The 15,680-nt window shown below is 56.9% G+C and carries 8 protein-coding genes; 3 read left to right on the top strand and 5 right to left on the bottom strand.

The window, feature by feature from the left end; genetic code table 11:
• Positions 1-28 precede the first annotated feature (28 nt).
• From K3163_RS02385 to K3163_RS02375, 3 genes are all read left to right on the top strand, one after another.
• Positions 29-550: a hypothetical protein gene (locus tag K3163_RS02385; RefSeq protein WP_345719691.1), complete on the top strand. Its 522-nt coding sequence runs from the start codon at positions 29-31 to the stop codon at positions 548-550.
• Positions 543-1,628: a hypothetical protein gene (locus K3163_RS02380; protein ID WP_221551769.1), complete on the top strand. Its 1,086-nt coding sequence runs from the start codon at positions 543-545 to the stop codon at positions 1,626-1,628. Before K3163_RS02385 ends, K3163_RS02380 begins: the two co-directional genes overlap by 8 nt.
• A 121-nt stretch (positions 1,629-1,749) precedes the next feature.
• Positions 1,750-1,965 carry a hypothetical protein gene (locus K3163_RS02375; RefSeq protein WP_221551767.1) on the top strand — a complete coding sequence of 72 codons (216 nt, stop codon included), beginning with the start codon at positions 1,750-1,752 and terminating at the stop codon, positions 1,963-1,965.
• 6 nt (positions 1,966-1,971) lie between these two features.
• Here the strand turns inward: K3163_RS02375 and K3163_RS02370 are convergent, their stop codons facing one another.
• The 5 genes from K3163_RS02370 to K3163_RS02350 form a co-directional block, all read right to left on the bottom strand.
• A complete protein-coding gene (locus K3163_RS02370) occupies positions 1,972-2,757 on the bottom strand; it encodes an HNH endonuclease (protein ID WP_221551765.1) in 786 nt (261 codons plus the stop codon).
• Positions 2,747-3,733 carry a DUF932 domain-containing protein gene (locus K3163_RS02365; protein ID WP_221551763.1) on the bottom strand — a complete coding sequence of 329 codons (987 nt, stop codon included), beginning with the start codon at positions 3,731-3,733 and terminating at the stop codon, positions 2,747-2,749. Before K3163_RS02365 ends, K3163_RS02370 begins: the two co-directional genes overlap by 11 nt.
• Entirely contained in the window at positions 3,730-7,683 is a 3,954-nt protein-coding gene (locus tag K3163_RS02360; RefSeq protein WP_221551761.1) for an Eco57I restriction-modification methylase domain-containing protein, read from the bottom strand. Before K3163_RS02360 ends, K3163_RS02365 begins: the two co-directional genes overlap by 4 nt.
• Positions 7,683-10,148 (bottom strand): DEAD/DEAH box helicase, encoded by a 2,466-nt coding sequence (locus K3163_RS02355; RefSeq protein ID WP_247712436.1) that lies wholly within the window; start codon positions 10,146-10,148, stop codon positions 7,683-7,685. The genes K3163_RS02360 and K3163_RS02355 overlap by 1 nt, the downstream gene beginning before the upstream one ends.
• Positions 10,149-10,471: 323 nt before the next feature.
• Positions 10,472-15,673 carry a DEAD/DEAH box helicase gene (locus tag K3163_RS02350; protein WP_221551752.1) on the bottom strand — a complete coding sequence of 1,734 codons (5,202 nt, stop codon included), beginning with the start codon at positions 15,671-15,673 and terminating at the stop codon, positions 10,472-10,474.
• Positions 15,674-15,680 lie beyond the last annotated feature (7 nt).

Here is a 15,680-nt window from a genome sequence, read left to right as displayed (position 1 = left end):
CAATGCGGGCAAACCTCAGGAGACCTCTTTGCTCGCTAGCCTTCGTCAACCGGACCGCCAGCTTCCTCTTATAAGCCCTGCTCTTCTCAAGAGTTATGACGTTCATGAGAAGTACGACACGCGCTTCCGCAGTTGCGCCAGACTACTTCAAGCACTGTGGCGAGAGGCTCATGGCCTTCCGATGGGCTCCAAAACAAACAACCGCGCACGCAAGAAGCGTCTCGGCTCACGGCTGGCAGCGGAAGCCGCCGACCATGGGCGCAACTTCCTTAAACCGACGGTCGCAGACATCGCGGCGCTCGAGGTCACTTACCAAGAACGCGGCGCCTTAATTGATCGCAATCGCCTGTTCGGCAACCTGCTTTCCTCCACACCGCTAGCCTTCAACCTTGCCGCACCCTGGCGCATGGATCCGAAGCTCGGCTCGCGAACAACCTCACATCACTTCCAAGGAGAAAGCGTCGAAAGAGTCTGCTGCGTTTCACGAGCTTTCGAAAGTGACTTTGCGTTTACGCAAGGATTCAATCGAGCTCAGCCATATCGTGGGTGAAGCCAAATCGTACGTTAAAATCGACGCGCAGGTATCTTTCCCAGGCCCCCAATCCGAGCTGGTCATTGCGGTGCCCTTGGAGCCACTCATAGCCCAATTTCATTCATGGGTAAGATCGGGCGGCTATCGCGTCTCTCAGGCGGACGCGGTCAAAGATAAGGCATCTATCGAAGTCGTCGAATACGATCCGACCAGCGGCAAGTTGCACATGCGAGGAACTACTCAGTTTTCGCTTACGGCAATCCCGGCAGACTGGGCAAACGACCTGGATGGAGAATTACCCGAAACTGGGCTCGATAAGCATGCGATTGCGGCGCTTCGACGCGCTATGCGACCGGCCCTCGGCTTCATTGAACCTTACGCTGATAGGGTCCGTAATGCCGACGAGCACCCCGAAGACATGAATATCTATATCTCCAATGGCAACTGTTATCAGGGAAGCCTCAATAAGTGCGTTCGGGTGCCCCTCGACCAAACGCTCGAGAAGCCATTTGCCCTGCGGTTCTCTCACGCCAAACTGTTCCTCAATGTGAGCAGACGGCTGGGAGCCGACGCTCAGCTTCATTTCTTTGATGACCTTCTTGTACTTAGCTCAAGTTCAGTTCGCTTCAGCATGCCGCTCGCGGGTGAAACTATGCGCGAATTCGAGACCGTACTCGAAGAGTTCAAGCCAGTTGAGACCTGGGATTGCCAACGCAAATCGACCTTCAATGCGCTCCACATCGCCAAAACGGTCTTGTCGCTTAGCCCGCCCACAGCCGATAAGCCCAGCACCGTCTTTCTGGAGGTTGAAGCGCGCGACACTAAGCGTGAGCTGATCTGGCGAGGTTCACATCCGCCGGCGGTCGATTGCTACGGACAGCTGGCTTCAGTCACGGGAGAGCAGCCGGTCGGTTCTCGCGGATCCTATGATCCGGAAAGTGTTTTCGGTGCAATCGAATTTGGCGACCCGAATACGCATATTGAGTTTGCCTTTAGTGCGAAACAACTGCGCATCCACGACCCAGACACAAAGGCCACCTATCTGATTGCGGTTCGCAACCCTGGCAAAGATGGTCCACTCTCTGTTCTGGCTTAGCCTTCGAAAGGCTATCGCACTCATGAAAACTCACTGGATTCTCTATGCCATTTAGGCCTTGCCAATGTAAAATTGGTTCGTGAAATCAATTATATAGGCGCTCGGAACTAAGGAGAATTCAATGTCCGAGATTATGCCTGCCTATATGACGATCAACAACTTCATGACCTACACCGGGCTCGGCCGCACAAAGGTCAATGAGCTCATGGGTGTCGAGTTCGACACTATCAAAGTCGGGACGCGCCGCCTCATTGACATGAAGTCGGCGAATGAGTGGCTCGACCGGCGGCTCGAAAGCGAGCGGCAACGGTCGGCGAGCCAAAAGCCAGCCAATTGAGCCGAGCTAATCAGCTTGGAAAAGGTTCTCGCGGTGCCAGGCTAATCTTGCACGATGCTCATCATGCAGGGTTAGCCGGTGCTCACGATGAAGCCCTAAGGCTTCACGCGCAGATGAGCTCAGCGCTGGTGACGCAATAGCTAATCCGCCGTCATCGAAGGTCACAAGCCCGCTGTCGAAAGCCGCATCCCACAGGCTCGAAAGTAGGAAGCCATTGCGCACGTACAAACGCTCGAAATCGCTGTCGCATTTCGCCCAAGGGATTATGTGAGACGCGCGCAGCAACTCAGGTTCAGTAATCCCTGTAAGTGGGCAGCAGCTATTCCAATAATTGAGCTGTGCTTCGCGGAATCTGTCCTGTCCGATGCGCACCTTCTGAGCACGCTCAGCCTCTGTATCGCCCAGACCTTCGATATCGCGAAGGTAGCACTCTAGAGGCAAAGTCGGCAGTGAAATGCTCAGCCGGTAAACCTCAGCCACAGCCTCTCTCAAAGCGGCGCGACTGTCGAAGATGAAGGCCTTCGTCGATCCCTTTGCTTTCTCGGCCGCTTGAGGGCCCTTGAGTTCACGCGCGGCGCCCGGGTGGAAGACGGAAAGATAGAACGGACCTGACATCCCAGCCGCCGTCGCAGCTAGTCCAATTTCCCCTGGCGCGCTCGCAGACCGAAAGAACAGCCATCCCTTCGCCTGATCTGGCCCGATGCGATAGCCGTGCTCGTTTGCACACTCCTTCAGCTCGGAGATGAGCGCGTACGGATAGTCGTCCAGCCGTGCCGGTTGATCAAGAAACACCGCGATGCCCTTCGCGCTTAAGGCCTTCGATTAGCTTTGGAATATCCGCACGAAATTTATCTCGTTTCGTGACATCTCCGATTTGCCCCGCCACCCAGGATAGCGCTTGAGCGACGTCATAAAGGGTTTTCGCCTGTTCAGGAGATCCGGGCACCTTTTCTCGCTCATCAAGCTCCAGTTGGCTCGGCGGCGAGCGGTTGAACCTCTCTGGTGTGCCATCCATTCCGCTGCGGCAAATGCCAAGTACCCGGGCGGCATTGAACTTGCCCCAGAGCATTTGTAGCGGGCCGTCTGCCCATGCGTCGAGATCCGCGCAAAGCTGGTTGGCCCACCACTCCTCTAAGATTTGCGCGTCTTTCTCCGCTTCTCGAAGCGCAGCCCCTAGGACGTCGTCGATCGGACCAAGTTTCACGAAGCGGTCGTGCACATCGACAAGCCCAATCCCGCTTGCACTGCTCAGAATCAAGCCGTTGTTGCAAACCAAACGGAGCCAGCTCGTCTGAAGTAAGAGGCGGCTCTTTCCGTCGACCGAATTGTAAAGGTCAATGCAGAAATGAACGGGGTACCCATCTGTCGGCGTGATTGCGTAGCTGTCATCAAGCGTGAATCGGACATGCATCCACTCACCAAGTTCGGTTAGCTCGAGCCAGCAATCCATGTGCTCGAACCAGATCCCGAGCTTCTTCATGGCCGCGACAACCGCGTCACCAGCTTGGCTATGCTGCACTAGACCGTAATTCTGACCAACGATTGCAACCGGGACTGGCTGCTCGTTCTCGGTGAGCGGCTTGCGAACGATCGAGCAATGGTAAGGGTTAGGCTCGAGGTGGCCAGGAGCGACGAAGTCCTCGATTGAGAACTTTGGCAGAAGCGATCGGAGATCTTGCCAATCGCCCCGACTGATTTCGATCGGCTTGCTCTGCCATCGTGACAGTCCCCGACCCTTTTCCGGCTCAATAAGAGCGATCTCGTTCAACGATAGCCCTCCGTCCGAGGTCGCATGCCTTCGGCTACCAGCTTGTCGTAGGCGGCGAGGACGAGGCGTTGGGTGCGGTATTCGCCGTGTTCTTTGATTTCGTTGTTCTTGAGGACGCGGAAGGTCTCGCTGGGGTAGTCTTCGCCCATCACGTCCTTTGGGTCGAGGACGTAGCGTAGCTCGTCGCGGGAGAGACCGTAGGCGAGCGCATACCAGGCGTCGAGCTCGGCCCGCAGGTGCGCGCGGCGGTCCTCGTCCCAGCGGAACGGCTCGCCCTCATACCCCAGGTCGCGCGCGAAGGGGGCCATGGAATGCGAGGTGTAGCTGAGCTCCAGCACCCGCGGGACTATGAAACCGAGGTCGAACTCGCTGTAGGCACTTGGTGGCAGACAAGCAAATTGCTTGAAATAATGCTGTTTAAGCGACGTTCCACCCATCTTCTGCCGTACAGTATAGTCGCATACGAGCGAGCAGAGATTTGCCAGCAAAGCAGCGCAAAGCCTTGACGACTGATTTGGGAACGCCAGTAACAGTGTATCTCCACAAGCGTATCTCGGCACGACTGTAGCCGCTAAAGTGCGCTCAAGCTTGCTACTCGTCGTCGCCCGCCATGAAATGAACCAATCTCGATCCCAATCTACCTTCTCGAGTTTCTCATCCACCTCTTCCTTATTAACCCAATACCTTGGTTGGACCTCGAAATCAGCGTTCTGATACTCCTCCAGCAATATCAGAGGAAGGCCGCGACCACCTCTTCCTTTTGCTTTGCCGACGTTATGATAAGAACTTGAACGATGATCGAAGTGCCAAATAAACTTTCCTTCAAGTAGAGGAAAGTAAATCTCATCGCCTCCAGTAAAGATCTGACCTTTAAGCTCAAGGCCTCGATCCATTAACTTGTCTGACTTCATAAATTTTTTGCTATCAGAAGTCATGTTGAAAAGGCCTTGACGAAAACCTAGGCCCCACTCATTGTTACTCCTTGATTCCTCTTCAAGAACTGGGAGCCTCTGATATATTCTCTTTGTAAGCCCCGCATCATATTTAGTCCGGAATACCGGAGACGTCTTTGTATTCGGATTGAATTCTGCAATATCTTTCACGCCGAGCCGGACGACACGTTCTTCCTCAGAGAGATCAGACATAGTCCTCAAATAAAAGCGAAATGCAGGGTCGTGTAGAGGATCGTTGGGGCCGAGAGTGACTAATGCGAAACGGACGACATTGGCAATCCCAGGGAAGATAAACTCTTCGTTCTCGAATCCTATAGAATCTATCAACGCCCCCGTTTCGATCAATTCTTGAAATAACAACTTTGTAGATTCGCCAGTAGAGTAATCTGCCGGGACTATAACTCCAGCGTATCCACTATCTGAACGTGAATTATTGAAAAGCTCCAAAAACAGCGCGTAAGTGTTTATTTTTCCCCTGGCAGCCTTATCAAAACGGCCCGATGATCGAGCGAAATCAGCGCTGCTTTGAATCGTCCGCTTCGCAAATTCGAATGCGGTTGAGAGTGTTGGGTCACTTTGACGCAGACCACTAATCGCAACTTTTCGAGCGTTACCGGTGAGTTCGGCGATGTCCGGCCTCGGACCCGCGAAAAACTCTACCTCGTTTAGCTGCACGACTTCCCATGGAGGATTGCCTAGTACTACATCAAAGCCACCTTTGGTGATCAAAACATCAGGAAAAGCCAGCGGCCAATGGAATGCACGGGCTTTTTCCGAAGCTTGTACGGCTGCGGCTTCAAGGGTGTCGTCGATCTGCCCCCCACCGAGCCTTTTCCAAAGGTCTGCAGTGGTAGGTACGGCATTCCTATCCTCATCATCCCGCGCCTCAAGCTTAGGAAGAAGAAACGCTGCAGAGTACAAATCGCAAGCAATGCGTGTGGCGAGGCGCTCGGGATCGTTCTTCCAAGCCTCGAATGCCTCGCGTTTTTTCTGTACATCCCGGACGGTATCTTCCTTCATACGGCGGATGACGGTGAGGTCTGCCGCCAACTTCTTTGGAGGCAAAGCTCCTGTTCCGGCGTCGAAGTCGAAACTGCCCTGTCCGCTTTTCTCGAACTTGTTCTTTTTCTTGTAAAAAGCGGCTGCCCGCTTGTCGTCCCCGATCAGTGGTTTGTAGGCATCATCGGGGATGCCCATTTCAAGTACGGTCAGGTCGAAAACGCCCAGCAGCGCATCGCCGCAGCGGATATTGGCGTCTAGGAAGCCCAGCGGTTGCCCCGGGGAAACACTCTCGATCCACAGCGCAACCTTGGCGAGTTCCACTGCCATCGGGTTGCGGTCGACCCCATGGATGCAGCGAGCGACCACTTCTCTTAACGCTCGGTTGTAGTCGGGTGCGTCAGGATCCCGCAGCTGCGCCACGCGTGTTGCCATTCTACGCGCAGCACCCAGCAGGAAGTGCCCCGATCCGCAGGCCGGATCGATGATCTTGAGATCAAGTATACCTGCTTCGCGGTCCTCTGCTTCAGCCTTTTCGAGAACCGGGTTGAGGGCGCTATCGAGCAAGGTCTGCACAAGGCTGTCCGGAGTGTAGTAGCTTCCCGTCGTCTTCCGCTCGTTGCCTTTCAGGTCTTCAACAAAGTCAAAAGAACGCCCCTCTTCGGTTCGCGTCGGCGTAAGTTCAAGCAATCCCTCGTAGACGCTCCCGAATTCTTCCGTTGCCATGTCGCGCCAATTGATGCGGACACGGCGTCCCTCTTCCATCATCCATCCAAGATTGAAGATGGCTTCCAGCAGGTATCGGTTAGGTATTGCGCACTTCTCGAAATCCGGCGTGGCATTTGCGGAGAAGAGGCCGCCCAATGCAGGCAGTCCTAGTTCTTTTTCCCCTTGCGCGAGAGCGTTGAAGACAATCTTCAGACCTTCCCACGCGTCCCCATGCGTATCGCGCGATCCGCGTCTTGCAGAGCGAGTGCGCAAATAGGCGAAGCCGTAGTTCTCCTGATAAAGTTGCTTCGTCGCTCGAGCAGTTCCCGGCGAATGCAAGAGATCGCGATCTTCGGCGACCGCCAGAAAAATCAATCGATAAACTGTCCGCAGCATCTGCTCGAAGAGCGACTGCATCGACAATTCATTGTCATCGATCTTGCGGCGGAGCTCCGGATTATGCCCCAGCAGCCCCTTGCCGATAGCGAGGAGGGCGCTCTCAACGTTCCCGCGCAGTTTGTCCCGCGCGGCGGTACCCGCCTCCATGCCCGCTTCGCGCCAATACTCGAGCGGACCTTCGCTAGGAGGTGCGCCTGCTTTGCCGAAACGCGAAGCGTGCGTCAGCAGCCACCAGGCGGTGAACTCTGCAAACATGTCGTCGCGGAAGATCGCTCCAAGGTCCGCTTCGATGTATGCTGGCCTCGTAAAGCTGGCATTGTCCCGCATCAGACGAACGCGATCACCCGCAAACACCAAGCCCCAATAGAAGTCAGCATTGGCGTTCAGCCAATCCTGAAGGAGCAAAGCCGCCGAACGCTTAGCAATTCGGCCATTGGCTCCGTCACCAAACTGCGTGCGGCCGACGGTGAACGCGTCCTTATTTTTCCCGTCTTCATCCGGACCGAGCGGCGCGGTAACGACAACGGGGACACGCCCCTCTGAACCCTCGAATGCGACCGCAAACCTTCTGTCGCCGCGCGTTCTTGGGCCGGCCTTCTTCAGCTCAAACCCAAAGGCGCTTGTAAGCAGTTGCTCGACGAATTCCTCAGTTTGCTGCTGAGTAGGGTGATCAATAGAGGCAAAAGTCTTCCAATGCGCTTTGCCAATCTGAAAGTACCGCGTCATCTCATCGCGAAGGGAAACCCCCTTCGGACAATTGTACTCCGCAGCCGTCTTTTGATCGGGCGTCGTACTTGCCACTTTAACGACCTGGTCAGGCGATATCAGACCGCCCTCGATTGTGATGGCGGAAAAGCCAATGTCTGCGAGGCGTTTTTGTGACCTAGCCATCAGTTTGCCTCCGGCAGAAGTACGTAGAGGCCAATAATGTCCGGCGGCATGACTGCACTGACTTCCACTGTCGCACCGCCACCAGCTGCGCGCGTCAGTTTGACGTGGTCTTCAGAAAGCTGATCTGATCGCTCGTTTGCCAATCTCTCGATCTCGGCGGTGTAGTCGCCAACTCTTTCCAGAGCCCGCTCCAAATGTCGGCGCCGCGCTTCCTCAGTCAAGTCGCCGCTTGCCTCGCTCTCAAGCAAGGTCAGCGCCTCAGGCCCCTCCGCTATGGCGACAGTGGCATCAGGCCCGAACGCCATTCCGAGTGCTTCTTCTGCGAGAAGCATCCGGCTGGTCCTTCCACTCGTTATGAGCTGAAAGCGCATCCGCATGACGAGGAGTGTCGTCACCTCTTGGACTGCCGAGGTGCGCCATACTCCGCCTCTTCCCAATGGCTTGGTTTCCGAAGAGGTCGGATCGAGCGCGCCTTCACTCAGCGTCTCGGCGAGGTGCGAAACCAGGGGGTGAACGCGGCCGACATGAGCCACGTTCTGCGCAGGATCATCCACGAAGGAGATACGCTTCGTGCCCTTGAGGTTCCGGGCCTGGAGCTTTTCACCTATGCTTTCGGGCAGCTCGTCATAGTGGACGAGATAATGCCCTGAAACCGCTTCAAGACCAGTTCCTAAACGCTGCAGCGCGCGCTTAGTGAAGCGCTCGACCTCCAACGGGCCACCATTGAGGGCGCGCATCTTCTTCCATTCCGGAATGACCTCATCGGGCTTCATGGCATTTTGCGCGTACCGTGCGCGGCTGGCCTTTGCGCCTTCAGCGGCATCGCGCCAGGTGGCTTCAAACTTCCCAGCCGAGGCACCAAAATCGAGCACGAGCTGCGAATGCTCAGACCCTTTGCGCATAAGCATGGCTTGCATGAGAGCGGAGGTGATGCTGTCCTGATCTTCAGGCATCGGCACGCTGACCCCCGTCGCCCTTTGGATCTCTTCGGCCTTGCGAATAATGACCTTGAGCACGGCGCCGTCGATTGCGCTGTTCGAGCCATGCAGCATAATAGACCGCACCTGCTCCGCCTGCTGCCCAAAGCGGTCGACACGGCCTTCGCGCTGCTGGTGCCGCGTCGGGTTCCAGCTCAAATCGTAGTGAACGACGGTATCGAAATGCTCTTGAAGGTTGATCCCTTCAGAAAGACAGTCAGTCGCGACGAGCAAGCGCCGATCACTCGACCCCATATCTTCAACCCGATCACGGCGCTCTTCTGGCGTCAGGCGACCTGTAACGACCTCTGTATGGATCTTGGGCCATTTCTCCCGGAGGATGTCTCCTAGAGCCTCGGCCGTAGCGATGAAGCGGCAGAAGATAACGGGGTTTGCGCCCGCCTTTAGGAGCGGGGCGAGTTCATCGACTAGCGTTTTAACCTTAGGATCACCCTCACCCTTCGCATCATCGAGTGCGTTGGCGCGGTCGATAAGACTCTTGAGCGCGGCGTACTCTTCCGCATCGGCCATGGCGGTGGCGGGTTCAACGTCGCTGTCATCGAGCGTGCCATCGTCCATCTCAAACACGATGGGTTCGACTTCTTCAGCTTCAACCAGGCCGGAGAGACGGTTGTTGAGGGCGCTCGCAGCAGCTGCGGGGGACGAGCCTACACAGCGCATCAGCGCCAGCGTGCTCCAAAAGGCTAGCCTTCGTGAACGTTTGTCGCTGCCCGAGCGATTGGTCACTTCGAGGCAGTAATCGAGCACGTCCTCCTGCAGAGCTTGATAGTCTCCCACCAGCTCATAGGGCACCGACTTCGTGAGGTGCGGCTTGAAAGCTTTATCCTCGCCCCAACCCTCTTGAATGTCTGGCCGTCGCCGCTGCACGAAATGCTGCGCAAGTTTGCGGGAATACTGCGTGCGCCGCGCCTCATCGGCTCCTTGAGGCGGAGGATTGGCTAGATCGGGTTCAATAAGCCCCAGCAGTCGCTGGTAGGCATCAACGTCGCCGCTGTGGGGCGTTGCCGTCAAAAACAGCATATGGCGTTCCGTATCGCTCGCCAGGCTCTTCAGCAGTTCGTATCGCTGATGGGTACCGCCTTCGCTCCCGACGCAAGTATGCGCCTCGTCGACAATCACGAAGTCAGGGCACGCACGTGCAAAGTCATCGCGGCGGCTGTCCGCCTTGATGTAGTCCAGGCTCACAACGGTGAAAGGATAGGCCTCAAATAGGCTTTGGGAGGCCGGAAGCCCGCGCTCCAAGCGGCGCGCCCGCGATGACGTTACGGCAACCGCATCAATATCGAACTTTTCAGAAAGCTCGCTAATCCACTGATCAACCAAGTGCGGAGGACATAGGACAGCGAACCGATCGACCGTCCCGCGATCAAGCCACTCGCGCAGGACAATGCCCGCCTCGATTGTCTTGCCGATACCGACATCGTCGGCGATGAGCAGCCTTGCAGGAGACAGCTTCAAAGCCATCATCAGAGGGACGAGCTGATAGGCTCTCGGCTCGACCCCTAGATGCGCAGCGCTACGAAAGGGACCAGCGCCGCGCCTGAGAGAGAGCCGCAGTGCATCAGCCAAGAGCTGCGCACCGGCCTGCGTATCGAGCTGATCCGCCGACGGCGGAGCGAAACGCGCAGGCTTTACGGGTCGCCTTTCGAGCGAGGGGATGAGCGTTTGCGCATCCTCATCTGAGCCAGACAAAGGGCGGACCCGCAGGAGACCCTCTTGCGATGGCAAAACTACCCACTCGCGGCCGCGGGCATTGACCAAATCGCCAGGGCTAAATCGCACAGCGTCCATTATAAGATTCCCAATGCTGTTTTGAGGCTAGCCGGAGGCTCTTCGCCCGGTTCGGCCGGAAGCTCGACGAGATCCAAGATGCCGCGCGCAGATGCGAGCTGCTTCGTCGCTTCTGTTGCTTCACCTATGACCGCAAGGACATCGCGTGCCGGCCAGTAGAAGTTGATAACGTCGCCCCCGATATCGAGCGACTTCGGTTCTTGGACATCCCACCGCTCGAAGGCTGCATGCCAGCCGGAGTGGTCCGAATTGTCAGGCTTCGAACTGCCTTGGCTGCCGTTTGCCTTCTGATGCCCGCTTGCAACGTCAACGGACTGGCTAAGCGCAATCAAATATTCGACAACCTCAGCGTCACGCCGGTCGATAAGTTCGTGATCCGGCTGATTGTAATAAGAAAGAAGGCAGCGGTAGCAGCCGGCAACGCAGCTCTCTTCATGCTCTTCAGGCTCCTTGTCTCCAAAGGGCTCGAGATAATGCATGAGCTTTAGAGCGCGTGCCGCAGCGCTGGCGATCGCAGTGGGATCGGAAACCAGCCGATTGAGGACACCGGCCCCGCCTTCCGTTGCCTCATAAAGCAACATGCAATTGCGATCCACGCGCGTCGGGAGAGGCTCACCGAGGAGCTCGCCTTCCTCCAGTTCAAACTCGGTTTGTATGCCGCGCAGAAGAGCATGCTGGAGCGTTGCCATTTGTTCAGGCCTGAAGTTGCGGACGGGCCGCAGCAGCATAGCGTTCTTGTGGTCCTCCACGATCGGCACGATCCGCTGCGGCGGCGCGTTTCCAGGATCACCCATCCCCTCGTCGCTGTCTCCGCTCGAGGGGTCCTTGATCCACCGCCCGGTTTGCGGATCGATGAAGAAGCCCAAGATCGACTTACTCTTGCGGCGCCGCAGACCCTTGTTGAGCCGGGAAAGCGTCGTCGCCGGACCATAGTCGAGATGGAGCAAGGAATTTCCACCTTGTCCGATAGTCCTGCCGCGGATCTGTGGCACTCCATCTTTAGTGGGCCACTGGAAAATCGTTAGGATCTCAAATCCGCGACGTTGGCGGTCCTCATCATTGGCCGTGATGCGCAGCGAGGGAGAGGTCTCGACATTGTCGATACGAAAGACCGTGTCGATCCTTTCCACTCCTGCCAGCGAGGACTTGCAGGCATGGCAGCGCTCTTGCAGAGGATCCTTATGTCCTGCCCCGCATTCGCCGCACAGAATGAGAGTGTTTGTCGAAAGCTTGCCATCATCGCCGCGGCTCTCAGCCGGTAGCTTAGCCTTAGTGACCCGGTAGGCGCGTCCCTCATGATAGATGAGGGCATTGGGACCAAACTCGGCAATCGCCAGAAAGCGCGGACGCTGAAGCACTGAAGTCTTATCGGCTGGGACGAAGGCGTAGAGCGGAAGGCGCGGGAAATTATAGCCTGGCAAGAAGCCCTCAGTCGCCAAATAGCGATAGACGTAGAAGTCAGACCCATATTTGGAATGGCCGCGCTCAAGGACCTCTAGCTCCTTGGTCGCATTGACATAGCGGTTCTTTGCTGCGCGCCGCTCGCCCGGTTGGAGACCGGTCTTCTGTTGGATCGCGTGCGCTCTATCCTGCTCTTCACGCGCGCTCTCGTATAGATTGCGCCACCGGTCGAAGCTGCCCTCAAAGTTCTCGAGCGCCAAGTCATTCACCTGGTCAACGAAGGCATCCACGTCGTCCAGCCAAGGCGCATCGCTAGGCTCGATATCGCCCAACATTGCATCGATGAGCCGCCTCATCACCGGACGAGCTCGCCTGGAGTTACTCGCTTCTTCAGCGGCGGCGCGGATGGGGGCCTTCAATGGCATCCCCTCCTTGTCCATGTCGAGGTTCTCTCGGATCGAAGCCTCGAGCCCCTCTTCCACCGAAGCGAGCCATTCGGCTTGCAGATGCGAGGTCAGGAGATCCTGGTTGGCGAGGTCGAGCGCCGGCGGCCGCACCACGCCCGAAACAAGAGCGGCTGTGTCCGCAAAATAGTACTGATCATGCGGAGACTGAGCAGCGCAATATGTGACAACAAGAGCGGGGTGACCGCTCCGCCCCGCGCGTCCCGATCGCTGCGCATAATTGGCCGGGGTGGGAGGCACGTTGCGCATATAGACGACGTTGAGCGCGCTAATATCAACGCCGAGCTCCATAGTCGGCGAGCAAAACATCGCCGGTAGAAAATCACTCGGCTCGCCCGCCTCGAAGAGCTTATCCTTCTCTTCTGCTAGGGCGCTCTGATCCTTCTCTTCAAAGCGGAAGCGCTGCTCGCGCCATTCTCTTACATCGCTATCGACCTGAGCCGTATGCTCACGCCCCTCAAACGCGTTTTGCAGCGGGCCATCCTGCGCAAGCGTCGCGGCGACACCCTGGTAAAGCGTACGGAAGAACTGATTGTGCTTGTCGTTCTCCGTCTCATTAGTCTTGGCGAAGAGGCGTAAATTGGTTGGTGCGAGGCGCCAGGCTGGGAGCTCAAAGCCGGACTGTACCCGTCGCACAATTTCGTGCGACTCTGCGGCAGAGAGGAGCCCCTTGATGACTTCTTCATAGTCATCACGCCCCAATTTCTCGCCCCAGATGGATTTATCCCGAATGGCCTTGGCAAGGTTCGAGCGATCGCCGGCTCGCAGGATAAGTTCGGAATCGGCAGCAGAAATTCGCGCGCGCTTCGGCACTTCGATCATCAGCATCCCGCTTTCGCGAAGACCTCTGATCTCTTCTGGGTCGATCGCCCACGGCAATTTCAGGCGGCCATCGCTTTCCTCAGCCATTTGCCTGATGCGCTCGCGATCAAGAGCTGGCGTAGATACAGCCAGCGACTGGCGCATTGCGTCGAACAGTATTTCAAAAAGCTGCTCGCGCTTCTCCGGGGTTAGCTCCGCGAGACGAGGACAATCAGCATATTCCTCTTCGTCCTTTGCAAGATCGCTAAGGCCCATAAAGCGAGCATCAACAAGGCCCACATCTTCCAAGTTCGGATTGGTGAAGCGCCAACCCTTGCGAAGGTCTGCCCAAAGACGATGGGCCAGGACCTCTGCCAACGTCTCTTGAGCGCCTTGACGCTTGCCATATCCTTTCACCTTGGGATCGCGCATCCAGTCCGGGAGCCGATCCTCTAGCTCCAAATCAAAGCCTAGGGCCCGACGAACAGCGTCGCCGAACTGGCTAGGCTTCAGACCAGATTCTCCAGCTTCCGCCACGGCGCGGTAGATTGCACCGCGTAAGAGCGAGACGAAGATGAAGTCATTAAAGTGACCGGCCTGGAGCGCCGCATCCTGTCGGTTGTCGGTAAAGCCCAGCAGCTTGCGCGAATATTTGCGCAGACTTGCGTCCTGATCCATCCACGACAGAACCGACGCGACGATCAGAGTGGTGGCCGAGCTACGCCCCTCTGCCGAAAGTCCGGCCAGCTTATTGCGCTCGCGCGCCTGGCTCGCCGGCTGATGACCGCAGTGTGGGCAGAAACGATAGGGACCGCGAAAGAACCAGGCCGGGGTTCCGCCATCATGCTCGCCGCATATTGAGCCATCGAGCTTTAGATAAAGATGCTGCCCCTCATGCTTCCCGCGATGCGAAGACGTGAGGCGGATCTCACCTGACGCTGTCGTCTCCTGCCAGCCTTCCGGATAGTCTTCCGGGTTTCCAGCAAAATCAAAGTCGTCATTGACCGCTGGAACGAGATAACCGCTTTCATCACCCCCTGCATCGGGTTCGTCACTCGCAGGTTCATCGATAGGTCTCGCAAGCATGCGCATGGCGCCATCTTCGTCATGCCCATAGGTGACCGAGAGAACCTCCTGCCCGCACTCGCGGCAGAAGAACATGGGATAGAGGCGAGCCTCTTCATCATCGGGATGATACTTTTGCCCTTCGAGCGCGATGCGGCGGTCCTTCGCATTCTCTAGCGTGACATACGCTTGGCCGGCGCCCGAAATGAACCGATGAAGTTTGAAGGCCAGGAAGGCCCGATCGCCATCCCCTCCGCGATCCTTCTCCGGCGTTCCCATGATGCCAAGCATTTGAGCAAGGACGCTCTCACACCGCTTTTCATCTTCTCCGGTTTGCTTTGCGAGCTTCTCGGCGGCCTCTTTGAGCGTGATGGGCTTACGCCGCCTAAGCTTCTCGCCATCATCGAGCCCAATCTCGGTTTCGACCCAGCAGGCGAGCGGGTGGTTGTAGAGCTCCTCGTCGGTGAGCGAGTTTGGCAACTCCTCCTTGATCGCCTGCACAAGCTTAGCGCCCAAAGTCGCAGGTTTGATCTCTGGACAGGTGGCACGCTCGAGAAGCTCATCGATGACGTTCTCATGGGCAACGGGCTGACCGAAGAGCTTGGTAGCGACCTCCGACACTCTTTTTGCCCGCTCCACTTCATCGGGCGAGCTCGACATCGTCGCCGAAGTGCCAATGCAGATCAGATGCTTCTTGGGAGCGAGACGCTCCTTCACCCGCCGCACAAGCATTGCGACGTCGGCGCCTTGGCGGCCACGATAGGTATGAAGCTCGTCGAGCACGAGGAAATCGAGGCCAATCGAGTTCTCGATCACCTTTTGGTCGAGCTTGTACTGCCTCGTCATCAGCAGCTCGAGCATCATGAAGTTCGTAAGGATGATGTCGGGCTTCTGCTCAGCAATAGCCTTGCGCTCGTCCTCGCTTTCTTGCCCGGTGTAACGCGCAACGGTCGGTTTGAGCTCTTCTGGGATGCCGGCGTCTTCGGCAAACTTTTGAATTTCGCCAAGCTGCGAGTTCGCAAGCGCGTTCATCGGATAGATGATGATAGCCCGCGTCTTGGGCGCTTCGCCATCACGTTTGGCGCGCACAATCGCATCAATGATTGGGACGAAGAAACACAGCGACTTGCCCGATCCCGTTCCTGTCGTGACGACAAAGCTTTCTTTCGCCCGCGCCTTAATAACTGCACGTTCTTGGTGGCGATGGAGCGTGATAGGTTTGCGCTCCTTACCGAACGCAAAGATCTGTTCGAGCGCAGGATCGAGCACGCCTTCTTTGACCAGCTGGTCGATCGATCCGCCCTTCTCGAAACGCGGATTGATCGTGATCAGTGGGTCAGGCCAGAATTTCCCGGACTCGTATACCGCATCGATCTTATCAGCGATCTCTTGCGAGCGAATTCGCGAGAACGATCGCGAGAATGAGGCATAGCGCTCGACCAGTGAGTTATCGAGCTCAAAGATATTCACGAAGGAC

Origin of the sequence: Qipengyuania xiapuensis, from assembly GCF_019711395.1 — a bacterium.
Lineage (GTDB): Bacteria > Pseudomonadota > Alphaproteobacteria > Sphingomonadales > Sphingomonadaceae > Qipengyuania > Qipengyuania xiapuensis.
Note: the sequence above shows the minus strand (reverse complement) of the source record. Positions and strands in the feature narration are given on the sequence as shown.